Genomic DNA, 16,909 nt, shown 5'->3' with positions numbered 1-16,909 from the left:
AGACTTTTCAGCCCGCAAAACTACATATTTTTTGCCCTTTAATGGCATTTTGGCGTGGTGTTGCAACCATGGAATCCTTATTTTTATGAAAAACAGAGCTATGAACCATTTACAACGTGCGGTTCCGGTACTCTTCGCACTGGATGTGCGCAAGTCGGTCGCTTTCTACAATGAGAAATTTGGTTTTGACAAACAAGGTCGGGTAGACGACCATTATGCGGTGATCGGACGGGATTTGATCGAACTGCACATTGCCAATTGCAACGACAAGACTTTTCCTGAAAACACCAGTTGCTACATCCATGTGGAAGATGTGGATGGACTGTACGCTGAACTAAAGGCAGCAGGGGTGGTACATCCCAATGGGCCCATTGGCGACAAACCTTGGGGACTTCGTGAATTTTCCGCTTTGGATGGTGAAGGCAACCTATTGCGCTTTGGACAAAAACTATAAACATGCTATTGAACGTATCCTACACGGACAAGAACATCACCAAAAAGATAGACGAAACCGTAGGCAAGCCCTTTCCCATTCAGGAACGATTTGCCATGGGCGGTATTGGTTCCCCAAAACTGCACATTACCGAATGCAGCATCGACATTTATAATTTGCTGGTTTTGGACAATAACCTGAACACCTGCAATATCGAATTGCGACCCAAGGGCATCATTGTTCGGTTTCGCTCATTGTTGGAAACCTACGGGCTCATTATCCCCTACTACAAATTGAACCTGTACAAAGGAGATTTGGCCATCCACTCCATTTATATGGACCATTATTTCATCAAAGTACGTAGTGACACCAAAGCCATCCAGAGATTTTTCCGAAAACTGCTCGATTACCGGGCAGACCACCTTCCAACCTCCATCGAAGACTTATGAAAACATTGCTCACTGGTGCCAACGGCTATATCGGAATGCGACTATTGCCCAACTTGTTGGAGATGGGTCACCAAGTGGTCTGTGCCGTGCGGGATGCCAATCGCCTTTCGGTGGATGCCAAAACACGCAGCAAAATAGAGGTAGTGGAGATCGATTTTTTGGAAGACCCCAAAGACCAATCCATTCCCAAGAATATTGATGCCGCCTACTACCTCATCCATTCCATGACCTCCTCCGTTACCGATTTTGATGAAAAGGAGGCGCAGGCTGCCAAAAACTTCAATACGCTGATCGAAGGCACCAACTGCCAACAAGTGATCTACCTGAGTGGCATTGTGAACGATACGGAACTGTCCAAACACCTCAGCTCCCGCAAAAATGTGGAGGACATCCTCTACCAAGGGCCGTTTCACCTTACCGTGCTCCGGGCAGGGATCATTGTGGGCTCCGGAAGCTCATCCTTCGAAATCATTCGGGATTTGTGCGAGAAACTCCCCTTTATGATGACGCCAAAATGGGTGCTCACCAAAACCCAACCGATTGCCATTCGCGATGTGATCCAATTTCTGACCCAAGTGTTGGGCAATGCAGAGACTTTTGACCAATCCTTCGATATTGGCGGACCCGACGTGCTCACGTACAAGGACATGCTGCACGGGTATGCCAAGGTGCGTGGATTCAAAAATTATATCCTCACCGTGCCGGTGATGACCCCCAAACTTTCCTCCTATTGGCTCTATTTTGTGACCTCTACCTCTTACAAACTTGCCGTAAACTTGGTGGACAGCATGAAAATGGAAGTGGTGGCCCGAGACAATCGCTTACAGGAATTGTTGGGCATTGAGACCCATACCTACGAAGAAGCTATTGAGATGGCCTTCAAAAAAATTGAACAAAACCTGGTCGTGAGCAGTTGGAAGGACAGCATTGCGAGCGGACAGATCAAGGAAGACCTGGAAACCTATATTCAAGTGCCCAAATATGGGGTGCTGCAAGATAAAAAGTCTGTTCCCATTGCCGACGAGGAACGGGTTTTGGACAACATTTGGCGCATTGGGGGCGAAACCGGCTGGTACTATGGCAGCTGGCTCTGGAAATTTAGGGGCTTTTTGGACAAACTGGTGGGCGGTCCCGGTCTACGTCGCGGTCGCACCCATCCCTATCGTATTTATCCCGGAGATGCCCTCGACTTTTGGCGGGTGCTGTTGGCCGACCGAAAGAACAAGCGCTTGTTGCTTTTTGCCGAAATGCGAACCCCTGGCGAAGCATGGCTGGAGTTCAAGATTGAGGATGGTGTGCTCTACCAAACGGCCACTTTTCGACCCAAAGGATTGTGGGGCCGACTGTATTGGTATTCCGTTTTGCCGTTCCACCTCTTCATTTTTGGCGGTATGATCAGAAACATCGCAAAATTCAAGGTGAAGGGTGAAGGGTAAAAGGTTAATGGCTGTCACATCGAGCGCAGTCGAGATGGTTTTTGCCACCATTACTCAAAGCTGTTAAAATACTATTAACCAACTTCCAAGATTCAGTATTTCTTCGATCTTTGTCACAATTACCGACCACGCTCGTCTAACCAACAAAGCAACCTTTCTCCCCCAAAAGGCGTCTTAAACATATAAACGGATAACAAAAAAGCGATGTCGATCCACAAGTCACTGTTAGTCACTTTCCTGTTCAATTTTGCCATTGTACCCCTTGCGGCCCAAACCATCAGTTCCCGATTGGTGGATGCCAAGACTCAAAAGGGCATTCCCTATGCCACGGTGCAATATGGGGAGTACCAGGGCGTGATCACCAACGAAGAAGGCCGCTTCAGTTTTGTGTTGGAAGAAGGGGCTACATTGCCCGATTCCATCTATGTGACTTCCATGGGGTATGAAAAGAAAGGCTTTACGCTGGGCCAGTTGCAGGATAGTATCGTGGCCCTTAATGCCAAGGCCATCGAATTGAGCGGGGTGTATGTGTTCGATAAAGAACTGGAAGTGGACGACATTATCGAAAAGATGAAGGAACGCATCCCGCAAAACGTGAATAAGGAACCCATTAAGCAACGGTATTTTCTACGGACCGCGGAACTGGCCAACATGCAAAAGGTGGATTTCGGTTTCGAGAAATCGTCCATTAAGGAACTCAACAAACAATTGATGGACAGCATCGCCAATTCCATCCCTAAAAACGCCCACCACTATACCGAAAGCCTGGGCGACCTTTACAAGCACAACACCAAATACAAATTGGAGATTTTAAAGGCCGCCGACCTGTTCGATAAAAAGGATGTAAGCTCTTTTGAGGAATTGGCCGAGCACATGGAGGAGATTTTTAAGAAGAACGTAAAACCGGGCTCCTACCTCAAGATCAAGTCGGGGATTTTTAGTGAGAAAGTACAGGTGGATTCCATTTTGGACACTTTTGATGAAGAGCGGGTGGACCAAGTAAAACAGGTGAAGGCCCAAGTACAAAAAGACAGCATTTCGGGACTGTTGGACAGCCAGCGCGGCGAACTGCGCTCCCTGCTCAGCGGGCTGTACTATAAAGAAGATGTGAAGGTGGATTTTGTGGAAAAGACCCGTAAATACGAATTTGAACTGGCGGGCTATGCAGAAATTGACGATGCCGGGGTGTATGTGATCGACTTTTTTCCCAAGCGGGGCAGTGCCGATTTTAAGGGTCGTATGTATATCAACATCGAGGATTTTGCCATTATGCAGCTCGATTTTGAAAACACCCAACGCCTGCGCAACTTCCGTTTGTTGGGCATTACCTACCGCGAAAACCTGTACAAGGGCACGGTGCGCTTTGCCAAATTGCCCAATGGCAAGTACGATATCCGATTTATGGACCTGACCGAGGGCCGGTATTTTGCCGTGGACCGTCCGTTAAAAGTGGTGGAAAAGAATAAGCACGTAAAAGGCCGCCGCAAGCAGAACGAACTTTTGTTGAACATCGACTTTCGGATGAACATGACCAACAAATGGGAACTGGTGGTCTTTGACCAGAGTGAGATTTCCGAAAACCAGTTTACCGCATACAAAGAGGACAAAACCGTACGCGCCACCTACATGCCGCGTTACAACCCCGAGTTTTGGAAAGGCTACAATATTATGGAGCCCAACCAGGCCATTCGGGAGTTTACGGTTTCTGAGGAGGAACAATAGTTATGGTTGATGGTTGATGGTTGATGGTTGATGGTTGATGGTTGATGGTTGAAAGCTATTTGCTCATACTTTTACCTTTACCCTTTTCCTTTTACCCTTTATCTTTCACCCTTCACCTTTTGTTGTCATATATGACATGTAACCGAATGCCCAATTGTCGTTACTTGCTTACCTAAAGGTAAGAATGGACAAAGAACATAACTTTTGGCAATGGATTGAGGATTGGTATGGGACTCCAGAAGAACTGGCCAAAGTCTTAGATCTGGCCGTAGAAATGCTGTTTTATTTGGAAGAAGATACCTTTGACCGCAAAGAAGTGCAACAGGTGGTTACCGCGCTTAGGGGTTTGGTGGTTGGGTTGAGGGGGTATTAATTGAGTTATTTTAGCAGCTACTTTTCTGAAGAACTTTAATCCTAATCACTTTTCTAACTCTGTCTTTTCTACACCTTTAAACCCCATAGTTTTACTGAACTTCATATTGTGAACAAAATTTTGCATACTGTCCGAGGGATCTATTAATTCAAGGTTTAATGACTCAATTGTTTCCGGTGGCATGATAACAGAAAGGATAGGAGTTTCCTCCATATACCCTGTTTTTGAATTCAAGAGATTAGAAATGGCATTAACCCTGACATATTCAACAGGTAAATAGGCAAAAACTTCTCTAGCTATCCTGATAACTGCACTACAAATATGATCCTGATATAATTCATTGAATTTTGACTTCGGCATATTCTTTTTTGAAAGTTTGCCCGTTGAGGTTTGGCTCAACACATAATCCGGAACTATGTTAATGCTATTGACATGTAGATCAACATCAATAAAATTCTCAGAAAATGAAATGTTTAATCTTGAACCTAATTCTCCAATATCAGAAAAAGGGTTAAAATACTCGAGTGCTTGCCGGTAACTTTCAGTATTCTTGTTCTCGACCCCATTACATATGTCCTGAAGTTCTTCCCAATTTTTCAACTCTGATTTGTATTCTTCAAAATTAAGGTCATTTTTCTTTTTATCTTTTTCTTTTGCTTTCTCTATTTCCTCTTTTAAGCGCTCAATTTTCTTTTTTGATGAACCAAAAATTTTATCCATCAATGATGGTTTAAATGTGTCCACTTTTTTTCGGGCAATCATTTCAAATGTATTCGAAATTTCTGGCTCTTCAGGTTTTGACTCTGCTTTTATAGCTTCCCAACTTACTGTGTCCGTGCAATTTTTGTGTACCGATTGCAATACGTCAATATAATAGTTGTAATCAGAGACTGCTTGGCTTGCATCTCCAATGGCTTGCATCTTCTGTTGTTCCTTAAATCTTTTTGCTGCTTCTCTTGCCCTTCTTTGCTGCTCTCGTTCAGCTCTACGCACCGCAGCACTATATGATCTTAATACTTGATTAACTGTTGCCATTTTGATAATTTTTAATTTATAAAGGAAAACATTAACACAAATCCTTACCGTTAAAAGATTCTATTCCATTTAGGTAAGTGTGATTTAATTAATCTTGATCTTAAAAATTTGGGTGGGAGAACTTTTAAATATACTTTTTTTGATAGAAAAAACTTACGGTTTTCCGTAATAAAACAACAGTTTGGCGTAGTGTGTCATTTCGATAAGCGCAAAGCGATTGAGAAATCTCAGAGAGGGTTTAGATTGCTTATTCGAGAAGATTCATGTGATTCGTGTCAAAAGGCAAATTGAGATTTCTCACGGCTCCTTCGCAAGGCTCAGGACAAGGTTCGAAATGACAAATATTCCGTTGGCAAAGCGTAGTCGAAGCCGAAAAACAAAGAAGGAACTCAAAAGCATTTCGAGATAATTCGTGCAATTCGTGTCAATAGAAAAATGAGATTTCTCACTGCTCCTTCGCAAGGCTCAGGACAAGGTTCGAAATGACAAATATACCGTTGGCTGAGCGTAGTCGAAGCCGAAAAACAAAGAAGGAACCTAAAAGCACTTCTCGACTGCGCTCGAAATGACAATAATGTACTCGTGAAAACTGGTGCAATTCGTGTCAAAATTTTTCGCTTTGCTCAAAATGACTACTCAATGGCCATTATGTGCCATACATAAAATCCAATCCGAAATAATGGGATGCTGAAACCAGTTCAGCATGACGCACCTACCTTTAACCCTTTACCCTTTTCCTTTTACCCAGTCATCATTGTTTGGGCCTCAGCAGTCTACCCAAAAAATACAGGGCCGCCATAACCAATATGATCACCACCAAAACCAAGGCACTGTTTAGCAGGGTCTGCATACTGCCCAAAGTATCCAAATCGAGGAACGGATAGGGGTAAAACCCGGAATACCGGCCGCGCACCAGTACCCAGACCAGATAGAGCAATGGATACAGCAACCAGCCTTGCAGTTCTTTCCAGCCCACCAAGTTTTTGGAGGTGAACAACAACCAGTACACATACATAAAAATGGGGATAACGGTGTGCAGGAGTTCATCCACTACTTGTTGGAGTCCCGTGGGGTTCCATATTTGGCGGAGCACCACTTGGTACACCAGCCCCACTACCAAAATAAAAGCGGTAAGTGCCATGGGTGTGGGCCGACGGTGGAACAAAATCCACGCCCGGCGTTTGAGTCCGAACACCCGAACCGTAAAGTAGAGAGCAACCAAAGTGTTCGTTAAAATGGTAAAATAACTGAAAAAGCGCAGCAGGGCCTCACCCACCTCGGTCTGTCGGTTATGGAGTGCCAAGATGAGCTGGGCAATCACCGCAAACCAGCCCATGGAAAAACCCAGGATTTCAAAATTTCTGCGCATGGTCGAAGATAATCAATTCAATGTTCAATTATCAATGATCAGTTTACAATAAACAATATTCATTAGTAATGAAGTTGATCCACATGACTGATCATAGGAATCCACTCCATTGAACACTGATAATTGATTATTGTTAATTGGTTTTGGGCAAAAACACTTCGGCCATCATGCAACGGGCACTACCGCCACCACAAGTCTCTATGGTATCCAAAGGGCTGTGGATGATGGGGCAATGTTTTTCAATGGCTTTTATCTGTGCATCGGTAAGGCTGTTATAGGCCTGAGTGCTCATGACCATGTAGCGTTGCTGATTGGCCCCGATAACCTGGAGCATGTTGCCAGCAAAGTGATACATCTGCTTTTCGCTGATCTCGATGATTTCCCTACCATCCATTTTGATGTGGTCCACCACGTTCTTCCGCTCTTTTTTATCGTCGATAGTATCCAAGCAGATCACCACAAAGGTCTCGGCCATGGCCATCATCACATTGGTGTGGTAAATGGGCAAACGCTGACCATCCACGGTTTGGTTGGCATGAAAAATGACCGGAAAGCAATCAAAATCCTCACAGAATTCAATAAAGAGTTCCTCGTGGGCCCGTTCCGATAAGGCACAATAGGCCTTTTGGTTGGTTCGATCCTTTAAAATACTGCCCGTACCCTCCAAGTACACGCCTTCGTTCTCGGCAGCGGTGTAATCCATCACATCGTTGATCACATAGCCTTTCTCCTCCAATAGATCCAAGATATCCTCCCGGCGTTCCTTTCTTCGGTTTTCGGCAAACATGGGGTACAAACATACCGTACCGCTTTCATGAAACGAGACCCAGTTGTTCGGGAAAATGGAATCGGGCGTGTCGCGTTCCAACGTATCGTCCACGGTGATGACGTTTACACCATATTCCCGAAGCACATTTACAAATTGGTCAAATTCTTCCTGTGCCTTTCGGTTGATCTCCGTGTTCTTTAAATGCGGGTCTTCCTGAAAGTAATTGTTGACCGCGGTCTGTTCGTTCATCCGGAAACTTACCGGACGAACCATTAAAATGGTGTTGGTAACTTGCGCTCTCACTACTTGGTTTCGATTTGCTTTACCCTGTGGCAGCAGGCTGTGATATACTAATTTATTCTCTGATTAAAGGCATGGTACTGCATCGGAGCAGTCCTTCCTGTTTGGCAATTTCTGCATAGGGAATCTCCTCCACGGTAAATCCGTGGTCGCGTAGCCAATTGTTCAAACGGGTAAAGTGCTTTTCGGATACCACCACTTCGGGTGATATGGAAAATACATTGCTGAACATTTGGTACATTTCCTCCTTATCGATTTCAAAAATGTTTTCCGGACCAAAATAATCCACCAAATACTGGTATTCTTCTTCCACCAAAAACCCATTCTTGTGTAAAATGGCCTTGTCCTTGCCCACGGGTTGAAAACAGCAATCCAAATGCAGGGCGTTTTCCCTTGGGTCGGTATTGGACTTTCGCAGTTCGAAGGATTTTACGGTTTTGTGGGGAAACATGTCCCGGATATATTCCACGGCCTCTCTGTTGGTACGAGCGGTGATATAGCTGGCGTAATCGGGAGCGGTATAGGTTCCGATAAATATATGATCGTTCCAGGGCATCACATCTCCCCCTTCAATATGCACCTCTTCTGGTGGACGCATAATCTTATTGGGATCGATAAGGTCCAGCACTTCATGGATGGCCACGAATTCCCGTTCACGATCTGGTAAAATATTGGAGTGAAACAGTTTGTCCTCAATGACAAAGGCAATGTCACGAGCAAAAATCTGGTTGCAATTTTCCAATACTTCAGGCCGATAGACCTTAACACCATACTTATTGAAAACTTCAACAAAGGCATCCATTTCCTTTACCATATCGGCTTCCTTCGGATAGGTTCCGGCCTTTATGTGCTCCATGGACTTGGGATCATAGGCCTGTTCCAAGGTAGGAACAGGTCCACAGCTTTTGGCCGTGCCCAAAATAACTTCCTTTAAAGGACTGGTTTCGTCAACAATATGCAACTGCATCATAGGAATTCAATTGGTCGTGGATCACATGGTTCACCTTACTTACAAAAACCATGGTCTTGATGGGGCAAATCTAGTGTTTTGCCGCAAATTTCACACACTTAAAAAATGGAAAAAATGCAATGAAATTAGGGAAACTATCAGCCAAAATATGATTTTATAAAATTCAATAACCTTTTGTTTATCAAATGCTTAAAATTCAGGTATTATATCGACATTTTTAAATACCAAGAGGCAACCAAACAAATTTATGATTACATTTGCAATAAGATTTTTCCTACTTATGAAAAAATTTTTATGCTTAGGCATCTTAACGGGGGGTACCTTTGTCATCTTGGCCGGTGTCAATTTGTACAATCATTTTTACCATACCCCCACTGGTACCCATCAGAATGAAAAGGTGACCACCAATTATGTGATTAAATATAATGATTGCATTACACAGGAGGATTTTCCTTTTGACCTGGATGATTCCAAAAATCAGATTGAACTTGGGCATGATTGGGATTTGTTGAAGGTGAATTCTTCAATTCAACGCTTTCGACATTCGATGGATTCCACTTTGAAAAACTTGAGCTCCATTGATGCCCATAACTTTATCCATAAAGAATTTGAACGCAGTAAAACCCTTTTACAGGAAGAAAACTTAACCGAAATACGCAGGTATTACCATTGCGAGATTATGCGAATTTGCTTTGATAGCGATCGACAGTTGAACATCGGTTCCATCGGTCAGCTATAAAACCAAAAAAGGGCGGTAACCGCCCTTTTTTTATATTCTTATGTTTCCTTATTATCTTTTCTCCAATGGAACAAACGTCCTGAGATTTTCTCCTATGTACACCTGACGTGGTCTTCCAATCGGTTCCTTGCGCAAACGCATTTCCCTCCACTGGGCTATCCATCCGGGCAAACGGCCCAAAGCAAACATTACTGTGAACATTTCAGTTGGTATGCCCAACGCACGGTAAATAATTCCTGAATAGAAATCCACGTTCGGATACAATTTTCGATCCACGAAATAGGTATCCTCCAATGCTTCGCGCTCCAAGCCCTTGGCAATATCCAAAATAGGGTCTTCGATACCCAAATTACCCAGAACATCATCAGCGGACTTTTTAATGATTTTGGCCCGAGGGTCAAAGTTTTTGTACACTCGGTGGCCAAAGCCCATCAATCGGAAAGGATCGTCTTTGTCCTTTGCCTTGCCCATGTATTTTTTGGTATCGCCTCCATCTGCCTCAATGGCCTGCAACATTTCCAATACGGCTTGGTTGGCACCGCCATGCAATGGTCCCCACAATGCGGAGATACCTGCAGAAAGGGAAGCAAACAACCCGGCATGTGACGATCCTACGATCCGTACCGTGGATGTGGAACAGTTTTGTTCGTGATCGGCATGCAAGATCAAGAGTTTATCCAGCGCGTCGATGGCGATTGGATCCTTCTTGTATTCTTGATTGGGTCTTTTGAACATCATTTTGTGGATGTTCTCCACATATCCGAGTGAATCATCGCCATAATCCAACGGCAATCCCTTCTTTTTGCGCATGGTCCAAGCGACCAACACAGGAAATTTAGCCAAAATACGTACTATGGAATTGTACATATCTTTTTCTGAGGACACATCCACAGAACTCGGATTAAAGGCGATCAGAGCACTTGTCAACGAGGATAGAACACCCATTGGGTGCGCTGCTTTTGGAAAAGCATCCAAAATCTTTTTCATTTCCTCATCCACATGGGACTCTTCCTTAATATCGTGGTGGAATTTGGCCAGCTGTTCCTTATTGGGCAACTCTCCAAAAATCAAAAGGTAGGCCACCTCCAAAAAATCGGCCTTTTCCGCTAGCTCTTCAATGGCGTAACCACGATACCTCAGAATTCCCTTTTCACCATCGAGGAAGGTTATGGCACTTTCGCAAGATCCGGTGTTCTTATATCCGGGATCGATCGTTACCATTCCTGTAGTGGCCCTCAATGTTTTGATATCTATGGCCAATTCATCTTCCGTACCTTTGATCACAGGGAATTCATACCGATTTTCCCCATATTCGAGTATAGCTTTATCCGACATTTTATATTTTAAAAGATTAGTAAAATAAGAACTGGAAAATTACGAAAAACCGCAACCATTAACAATTTCCAGCAACTATTTGTGTAGAACTTAACGCTAATTTGGTATAGAAAATCGGGTTAATCCAACCTATAGAGCACCGTGTAATATTCGTCTACCGATTTCTTCCAGGTAAAGCGCATTCTTTTGGCCGCAGCCTGAATCTTTTTCCAAGTGGGTTTGTCGTTGGCAAACACATCCAAGGCTTCATCAAAAACGGCCAACATGTTCTCGATTTTTTCATCGTAGCTGTCCCCATCAAAACTGAACCCGGTACGCATATGTTCCACCGTATCCTTTAGACCACCAGTGTGGTGCACCAAACAGGGGTTTCCATTCCGCATGGCCAACATTTGACTAATGCCACAGGGTTCGAAAAGGCTGGGCATGAAATAAAGATCGGATTCCAGGTACATCGAATCGATAAGTTTTTCGGACTGCCCGTTGGTGAAGATAAAGTTCTTGTGCTCGTAACTCAATTTCCGGAATAGTTCCTCATACTCAGGGGCACCGGTGCCCAACAACATGAAGATGCCATCCACTTTTTCCAATTTCTTCAATATTTCCACAAATGCCTCCGGTGAGCGCATGATAAAGTAGAACTTCTGCTCGGTCAATCGGGCGACACTGGAAGCGATGAATTTAGGCCTGTCATCCACAAACTCCATGATCTTTTCCCCGGTATGGGCCAAAAAGTCGGCTTTGTATTTTTTGGATTCCTCCTGCAACCATTGGAAGAGTGCCTTAACGGTATTTCTATAAATGTTGCCCTTTTTCTCCTTATTGATGTTGGTATAGTTGCATCCATTGAGGATACCGAACAAGCGGCCTTCCTCATCGGCCTGCTGTAAGTCCTTTTCCAATCCTTCTCCGCCGATGAATTCGGGCGGCGAACTGGGCAGTAGCACATCTTCCTTATAAGATGGGGAAACGGTGTGCACGGCATCGGCAAAACGAATGCCCACAGCCATCAAATTGATACAATCCTGATATCTCGGGTCCATCAACCGCTGGTAATCCAAAGGAACGTTGGGGAACCAGTTCTTCACGGAGGAATAATTTCCGGTGAACGGTCGTATACCTTGAATGGCCAAGTTGTGGATGCTGTAAACAAAGCGGATATCCTTCAAGTTACCATAATCGGCATGGTATTCCCGTAAGAACAGCATAAGGCTGGTATGCCAATCGTGCAGGTGTACCACATCCAAATCACCGAAAACACCTTTTTTAACGGCCTCGGCCACCCCTGTACAAAAAATGAAGTATTTGATGGCATCGGTATAAAACGGCTCTTCCGGATCATTATGGTAAATATGTGCAATATCGCCGGCCTCTATCTCCGGATGGTGCAAGACGTAGTGGAAAATGTTCGGAAATTCTTTCTTGGGCTTTACCTCATACAACTCCGCAGTATAGGTCATTCCCCGTAATGAAAAATTCAATGTCGCCTTAGGCAGTCCACCATGATGCAATCTGGAATAGGCGGGTACGATTACATGTACCTTATCGCCACGTTCAGATATCTGTCGGGGTACATCACGGACCACGTCGCCCATACCTCCAGCCTTGCAAGCGGCGAGTGCATCATTTTCTGCGGAAACAAAAAGAAAATTATTCATAAGGGAAGTTTTGCCTTTTTAGCTTAGTTCAACGTCAATTTAACCAAAGTTTGGAACTGTAACAAAAAAAAGCCTTTTCCAAACGAAAAAGGCTTTTGATATGCTAACTAATCTTTATGATTACTTCACCTTAAAGGCTTTCTCCTGAGGATAGTAGGCTATATCCCCCAATTCTTCCTCTATACGAAGCAATTGGTTATACTTGGCCATACGATCACTTCTGGAAGCGGAACCTGTTTTGATCTGTCCGGTGTTCAATGCCACGGCCAAATCGGCAATGGTATTGTCCTCGGTCTCACCAGAACGGTGCGACATTACCGAAGTATATCCTGCATTCTTTGCCATGTTCACGGCAGCAATGGTTTCAGTCAACGTTCCAATTTGGTTCACTTTGATCAAAATGGAGTTGGCAATGCCGTTTTCGATACCTCTGGACAAACGCTCCACGTTGGTCACAAAAAGGTCGTCACCAACCAACTGTACTTTGTCACCAATTTTTTCGGTCAACAATTTCCAGCCTTCCCAGTCATTCTCGTCCATACCATCCTCGATGGATATGATCGGATATTTTTCACAAAGGTCGGCTAGGTATTGTGCTTGTTCTTCAGAAGTCCTCACCATACCCTTGCTACCTTCAAACTTGGTATAATCGTACGCACCATCCACATAAAATTCTGCTGAGGCGCAATCCAAGGCGATCATTACATCGTCACCCAATTTGTAGCCTGCTTTGGCCACGGCCTTAGCGATGGTATCCAAGGCATCTTCGGTTCCACCTTCCAACGTTGGGGCGAATCCGCCTTCATCACCTACGGCAGTACTCAAACCACGATCGTGCAATACTTTTTTCAGGTTATGGAAAATTTCGGTACCCATTTGCATGGAGTGGCTGAAATTTTTTGCCTTTACCGGCATGATCATAAACTCTTGGAAGGCAATCGGTGCATCGGAGTGCGATCCTCCATTGATGATGTTCATCATGGGAACAGGAAGCGTATTGGCGCTTACACCACCGACATAACGGTACAATGGCATGCCCAACTCATTGGCAGCTGCTTTGGCCACGGCCAAGGAAACCCCCAAAATGGCATTGGCGCCCAACTTGGATTTGTTTGGAGTGCCATCCAGTTCGATCATGGTCTGGTCTATGTAGTTCTGTTCAAAAACAGAGGTTCCGATCAATTCTTCGGCGATAACGGAATTCACGTTCTTCACGGCCTGGGTCACCCCTTTGCCCATGAACGCACTTCCTCCATCGCGCAATTCAACCGCTTCATGCTCTCCCGTTGAGGCTCCAGAGGGAACGGCAGCGCGTCCCAAAACACCATTTTCGGTAACTACGTCCACCTCTACGGTAGGATTACCTCTTGAATCCAATATCTGTCTTGCATGAATGTTGATAATAATGCTCATGTTAGTTCAATGTTTTTAGTTGTGATTAATTAGGCTAAGATACAAAAGGAGTCCCTTTTTACTCTAAGATAGTGCCCATAAAACACACTTAAATGCTTAAAAGTTAAACTATAACGTTTTAGTTTTTCGCTGATCTTATCGCATCGAAAAATTGGTCGAAAAGATAATCGGCATCGTGTGGTCCCGGACTTGCCTCGGGGTGGTACTGCACCGAGAACACATCTTTGTTTTTCATTCGGATACCGGCCACTGTATGGTCGTTCAGGTGGGTATGTGTGATTTCCAGTTCCGGATGTGCTTCTGTTTCCTCCCTATTAACGGCAAAACCATGGTTTTGTGAGGTAATTTCCCCCTTACCGGTCATCAAATTGAGAATCGGGTGGTTGATTCCCCTGTGTCCGTTGTGCATCTTGTAGGTGCTTACCCCATTGGCCAAGGCCAATACTTGGTGCCCCAAACAGATACCGAACAACGGTTTGTTGGATTGAATCATCTCTTTGGTGGCTGCAATGGCATCCGTCAACGGTTCTGGATCGCCAGGACCATTGGAAACGAAGTAACCATCGGGGTTCCACGCCTTCATTTCATCAAACGAAGTGTTGTAGGGATACACCTTGATGAAGGCACCTCTTTTAGCCAAGTTTCGAAGAATGTTCTTTTTGATCCCGATATCCAAGGCCGATATTTTGAATTCGGCATTTTCATCACCATAGAAGTACGGCTCCTTGGTGGAAACTTTGGATGAAAGCTCCAAACCTTCCATGCTGGGCACTTTTTTCAATTCTTCCTTAAGGGCGTCAATTTCATCCACTCGGGTCGAAATCAAGGCATTCATGGCTCCATTATCGCGAATATAGCTTACCAACGCTCGGGTATCCACATCGGAGATGGCCAATAGGTTGTTCTTGTCCAGAAAATCCAATAAGCTTTGGTCGGCGCTGGGTCTGGAATACTCGTAACTGAAATTTTTGCAGATCAATCCGGCTATCTTTACGGAGTCGGATTCCACTTCATCTTGGTGTGTACCGTAATTGCCAATATGGGCATTGGTGGTCACCATCAATTGTCCATAGTAGGAAGGGTCGGTGAAAATTTCTTGGTAGCCCGTCATCCCGGTATTGAAACATACCTCTCCAACGGCGGTACCTTCCCTGCCCCCCACGGCCTTACCGTAGAAAATGGTCCCATCGGCCAACAAAATCAACGCTTTCTTCTTTGTGTGATACTTCATGTTGTGTTCTAGATTTCAGTTATGACAAAAAAACATAAAAAAAGGATAAGTTTTCACTTATCCTTTTTCCACTAATACAATAGTTAATAACATCGTTCTTATTCTTCAGAATCGTCGGTTTGGGTTTCAGCTGCTGCTGGCGCCGGAGCTGGGGCCTCAGCTTTTTTACCACCACCTCTTCTACTTCTTCTGGTAGATTTTTTCTTAGGTTCCCCTGCGTTGTACAATTCGTTGAAATCGACCAATTCGATCATGGCCATATCAGCGTTGTCACCCAAACGGGAACCCAACTTGATGATTCTTGTATATCCACCTGGTCTGTCACCTACTTTTTCGGCTACGGTGCCGAACAATTCGGTAATGGCATGTTTGTTTCTCAGGTTACTGAAAACAATCCTTCTGTTGTGCATGCCTTTCTCGGCAGTTTGGTTGTTCTCGGTTTTGGCCTTTGTGATCAAAGGCTCCACAAATTGCTTAAGGGCCTTGGCCTTGGCAACTGTGGTATTGATTCTTTTGTGCTCGATCAACGAACAAGCCATGTTGGCCAACATTGCTTTTCTGTGGGCCGACTTTCTACCTAGGTGATTGATTTTTTTACCGTGTCTCATTTTTCTAATTTATCATCTTGCTACCAAATCCCTTTTTGAACCGGGAGAGCAAAATATGATGGTTAATCTTTATCTAATTTGTATTTGCTCAAATCCATTCCAAACTGAAGGCCTTTGTTGATCACCAACTCTTCCAATTCGGTCAAGGATTTTTTACCAAAGTTTCTGAACTTCATCAAATCGTTCTTGTTGAAGGAAACCAAATCTCCCAAAGTATCCACTTCGGCAGCTTTCAAACAGTTCAATGCCCTTACGGACAAGTCCATGTCCACCAATTTGGTCTTCAACAACTGACGCATGTGCAATGATTCCTCATCGTAGGTCTCGGTCTGGGCGATTTCATCAGCCTCAAGGGTGATGCGCTCATCGGAGAACAACATAAAGTGATGGATCAAAACTTTAGCAGCTTCGGTCAAAGCATCTTTAGGGTGGATGGAACCATCGGTGATGATTTCAAAAACCAATTTTTCGTAATCGGTCTTTTGCTCAACCCTATAGTTTTCGATGCTATATTTTACGTTCTTAACCGGAGTGTACACAGAATCGACCGCAATGCTTCCAAGGGGAGCATTGGATTTTTTGTTTTCCTCGGCAGGAACATAACCACGTCCTTTCTCGATAACGATTTCCATGTTGATGCTCACTTTGGGATCCATGTTGCAGATCACCAAATCAGGATTCAATACTTGGTACCCTGAAATGAACTTTTGGAAATCACCAGCGGTCATCTGTTCCTTCCCGCTAACGGAAATGGAAACAGTCTCGCTCTCAACATCATCAATCTGTCTTTTGAAACGAACTTGTTTCAAGTTCAATATGATCTCAGTTACGTCTTCAACAACGCCTGGGATAACAGAAAATTCATGTTCAACTCCATCTATGCGCACAGAAGTGATGGCGAAACCTTCCAAAGAGGAAAGCAATACCCTTCTCAGCGCATTCCCAACTGTTAATCCATAGCCAGGTTCCAAAGGGCGAAATTCAAATTTCCCTTCGAAATCTGTTGAATCTATCATTATAACTTTATCGGGCTTCTGAAAATTAAGTAATGCCATAATTGGATTAATGT

16 protein-coding genes are annotated in these 16,909 nt (G+C 44.2%); 6 read left to right on the top strand and 10 right to left on the bottom strand.

Annotated features, from left to right (window positions below; genetic code table 11):
* Positions 1 to 85: 85 nt before the first annotated feature.
* The 5 genes from EO131_RS14970 (at position 86) to EO131_RS14950 (ending at position 4,413) form a co-directional block, all read left to right on the top strand.
* On the top strand, positions 86 to 454 hold the full coding sequence (locus EO131_RS14970; RefSeq protein WP_127024018.1) for a bleomycin resistance protein: 369 nt from the start codon (positions 86 to 88) through the stop codon (positions 452 to 454).
* A 2-nt stretch (positions 455 to 456) separates the two neighbouring features.
* Positions 457 to 882 (top strand): hypothetical protein, encoded by a 426-nt coding sequence (locus EO131_RS14965; RefSeq protein ID WP_127024014.1) that lies wholly within the window; start codon positions 457 to 459, stop codon positions 880 to 882.
* A complete protein-coding gene (locus EO131_RS14960; protein ID WP_127024011.1) occupies positions 879 to 2,318 on the top strand; it encodes an SDR family oxidoreductase in 1,440 nt (479 codons plus the stop codon). Before EO131_RS14965 ends, EO131_RS14960 begins: the two co-directional genes overlap by 4 nt.
* 204 nt (positions 2,319 to 2,522) lie before the next feature.
* The gene (locus tag EO131_RS14955) at positions 2,523 to 4,040 is read left to right on the top strand and encodes a peptidase associated/transthyretin-like domain-containing protein (protein ID WP_127024008.1); all 1,518 of its coding nucleotides are present in this window, start codon (positions 2,523 to 2,525) and stop codon (positions 4,038 to 4,040) included.
* A gap of 184 nt (positions 4,041 to 4,224) precedes the next feature.
* Positions 4,225 to 4,413 carry a hypothetical protein gene (locus EO131_RS14950; protein ID WP_127024005.1) on the top strand — a complete coding sequence of 63 codons (189 nt, stop codon included), beginning with the start codon at positions 4,225 to 4,227 and terminating at the stop codon, positions 4,411 to 4,413.
* Positions 4,414 to 4,458: 45 nt separating this feature from the next.
* Here the strand turns inward: EO131_RS14950 and EO131_RS14945 are convergent, their stop codons facing one another.
* The 4 genes from EO131_RS14945 to EO131_RS14930 all read right to left on the bottom strand — a co-directional run bounded on the left by EO131_RS14945 (position 4,459) and on the right by EO131_RS14930 (position 8,856).
* The gene (locus tag EO131_RS14945) at positions 4,459 to 5,448 is read right to left on the bottom strand and encodes a hypothetical protein (protein ID WP_127024002.1); all 990 of its coding nucleotides are present in this window, start codon (positions 5,446 to 5,448) and stop codon (positions 4,459 to 4,461) included.
* Positions 5,449 to 6,199: 751 nt separating this feature from the next.
* A complete protein-coding gene (locus EO131_RS14940; RefSeq protein WP_127024000.1) occupies positions 6,200 to 6,817 on the bottom strand; it encodes a Pr6Pr family membrane protein in 618 nt (205 codons plus the stop codon).
* A 133-nt stretch (positions 6,818 to 6,950) separates the two neighbouring features.
* The gene (gene ctlX / locus EO131_RS14935) at positions 6,951 to 7,859 is read right to left on the bottom strand and encodes a citrulline utilization hydrolase CtlX (RefSeq protein WP_127025156.1); all 909 of its coding nucleotides are present in this window, start codon (positions 7,857 to 7,859) and stop codon (positions 6,951 to 6,953) included.
* 82 nt (positions 7,860 to 7,941) lie between these two features.
* Positions 7,942 to 8,856, bottom strand: coding sequence for a dimethylarginine dimethylaminohydrolase family protein (locus tag EO131_RS14930; protein WP_127023997.1), 915 nt, complete (start codon positions 8,854 to 8,856; stop codon positions 7,942 to 7,944).
* Between the two features lie 280 nt (positions 8,857 to 9,136).
* Between EO131_RS14930 and EO131_RS14925 the strand changes: the two genes are divergently transcribed.
* A complete protein-coding gene (locus EO131_RS14925) occupies positions 9,137 to 9,595 on the top strand; it encodes a hypothetical protein (protein WP_127023994.1) in 459 nt (152 codons plus the stop codon).
* Between the two features lie 51 nt (positions 9,596 to 9,646).
* On the opposite strand, the gene EO131_RS14920 is transcribed toward EO131_RS14925, so the two are convergent.
* The 6 genes from EO131_RS14920 to EO131_RS14895 form a co-directional block, all read right to left on the bottom strand.
* A complete protein-coding gene (locus tag EO131_RS14920; RefSeq protein ID WP_127023991.1) occupies positions 9,647 to 10,930 on the bottom strand; it encodes a citrate synthase in 1,284 nt (427 codons plus the stop codon).
* A gap of 119 nt (positions 10,931 to 11,049) precedes the next feature.
* The gene (locus EO131_RS14915; RefSeq protein ID WP_127023988.1) at positions 11,050 to 12,588 is read right to left on the bottom strand and encodes a glycogen synthase; all 1,539 of its coding nucleotides are present in this window, start codon (positions 12,586 to 12,588) and stop codon (positions 11,050 to 11,052) included.
* Between the two features lie 120 nt (positions 12,589 to 12,708).
* Positions 12,709 to 14,001, bottom strand: coding sequence for a phosphopyruvate hydratase (gene eno / locus EO131_RS14910; protein WP_127023985.1), 1,293 nt, complete (start codon positions 13,999 to 14,001; stop codon positions 12,709 to 12,711).
* Between the two features lie 118 nt (positions 14,002 to 14,119).
* A complete protein-coding gene (carA, locus tag EO131_RS14905; protein ID WP_127023982.1) occupies positions 14,120 to 15,232 on the bottom strand; it encodes a glutamine-hydrolyzing carbamoyl-phosphate synthase small subunit in 1,113 nt (370 codons plus the stop codon).
* 98 nt (positions 15,233 to 15,330) lie between these two features.
* The gene (gene rplQ / locus EO131_RS14900) at positions 15,331 to 15,840 is read right to left on the bottom strand and encodes a 50S ribosomal protein L17 (RefSeq protein WP_127023979.1); all 510 of its coding nucleotides are present in this window, start codon (positions 15,838 to 15,840) and stop codon (positions 15,331 to 15,333) included.
* Between the two features lie 62 nt (positions 15,841 to 15,902).
* The gene (locus tag EO131_RS14895) at positions 15,903 to 16,895 is read right to left on the bottom strand and encodes a DNA-directed RNA polymerase subunit alpha (RefSeq protein ID WP_127023976.1); all 993 of its coding nucleotides are present in this window, start codon (positions 16,893 to 16,895) and stop codon (positions 15,903 to 15,905) included.
* Positions 16,896 to 16,909: the final 14 nt, after the last annotated feature.

The organism is Flagellimonas beolgyonensis (assembly GCF_003992615.1).
GTDB lineage: Bacteria > Bacteroidota > Bacteroidia > Flavobacteriales > Flavobacteriaceae > Flagellimonas > Flagellimonas beolgyonensis.
The sequence above is the reverse complement of the archived record's forward strand: the minus strand, read 5'-3'. Positions and strand labels throughout refer to the sequence as shown.

Bases quoted from the DNA above. Each gene is read 5' to 3' on its own strand.
- EO131_RS14950 (WP_127024005.1), top strand. From the start codon at position 4,225: ATGGACAAAGAACATAACTTTTGGCAATGGATTGAGGATTGGTATGGG.
- EO131_RS14965 (WP_127024014.1), top strand. From the start codon at position 457: ATGCTATTGAACGTATCCTACACGGACAAGAACATCACCAAAAAGATA.
- EO131_RS14920 (WP_127023991.1), bottom strand. From the start codon at position 10,930: ATGTCGGATAAAGCTATACTCGAATATGGGGAAAATCGGTATGAATTC.
- EO131_RS14940 (WP_127024000.1), bottom strand. From the start codon at position 6,817: ATGCGCAGAAATTTTGAAATCCTGGGTTTTTCCATGGGCTGGTTTGCG.
- EO131_RS14915 (WP_127023988.1), bottom strand. From the start codon at position 12,588: ATGAATAATTTTCTTTTTGTTTCCGCAGAAAATGATGCACTCGCCGCT.
- EO131_RS14930 (WP_127023997.1), bottom strand. From the start codon at position 8,856: ATGATGCAGTTGCATATTGTTGACGAAACCAGTCCTTTAAAGGAAGTT.
- rplQ (WP_127023979.1), bottom strand. From the start codon at position 15,840: ATGAGACACGGTAAAAAAATCAATCACCTAGGTAGAAAGTCGGCCCAC.
- EO131_RS14945 (WP_127024002.1), bottom strand. From the start codon at position 5,448: ATGGCAACAGTTAATCAAGTATTAAGATCATATAGTGCTGCGGTGCGT.
- EO131_RS14925 (WP_127023994.1), top strand. From the start codon at position 9,137: ATGAAAAAATTTTTATGCTTAGGCATCTTAACGGGGGGTACCTTTGTC.
- eno (WP_127023985.1), bottom strand. From the start codon at position 14,001: ATGAGCATTATTATCAACATTCATGCAAGACAGATATTGGATTCAAGA.
- EO131_RS14895 (WP_127023976.1), bottom strand. From the start codon at position 16,895: ATGGCATTACTTAATTTTCAGAAGCCCGATAAAGTTATAATGATAGAT.
- ctlX (WP_127025156.1), bottom strand. From the start codon at position 7,859: ATGGTTCGTCCGGTAAGTTTCCGGATGAACGAACAGACCGCGGTCAAC.
- EO131_RS14970 (WP_127024018.1), top strand. From the start codon at position 86: ATGAAAAACAGAGCTATGAACCATTTACAACGTGCGGTTCCGGTACTC.
- EO131_RS14955 (WP_127024008.1), top strand. From the start codon at position 2,523: ATGTCGATCCACAAGTCACTGTTAGTCACTTTCCTGTTCAATTTTGCC.
- carA (WP_127023982.1), bottom strand. From the start codon at position 15,232: ATGAAGTATCACACAAAGAAGAAAGCGTTGATTTTGTTGGCCGATGGG.
- EO131_RS14960 (WP_127024011.1), top strand. From the start codon at position 879: ATGAAAACATTGCTCACTGGTGCCAACGGCTATATCGGAATGCGACTA.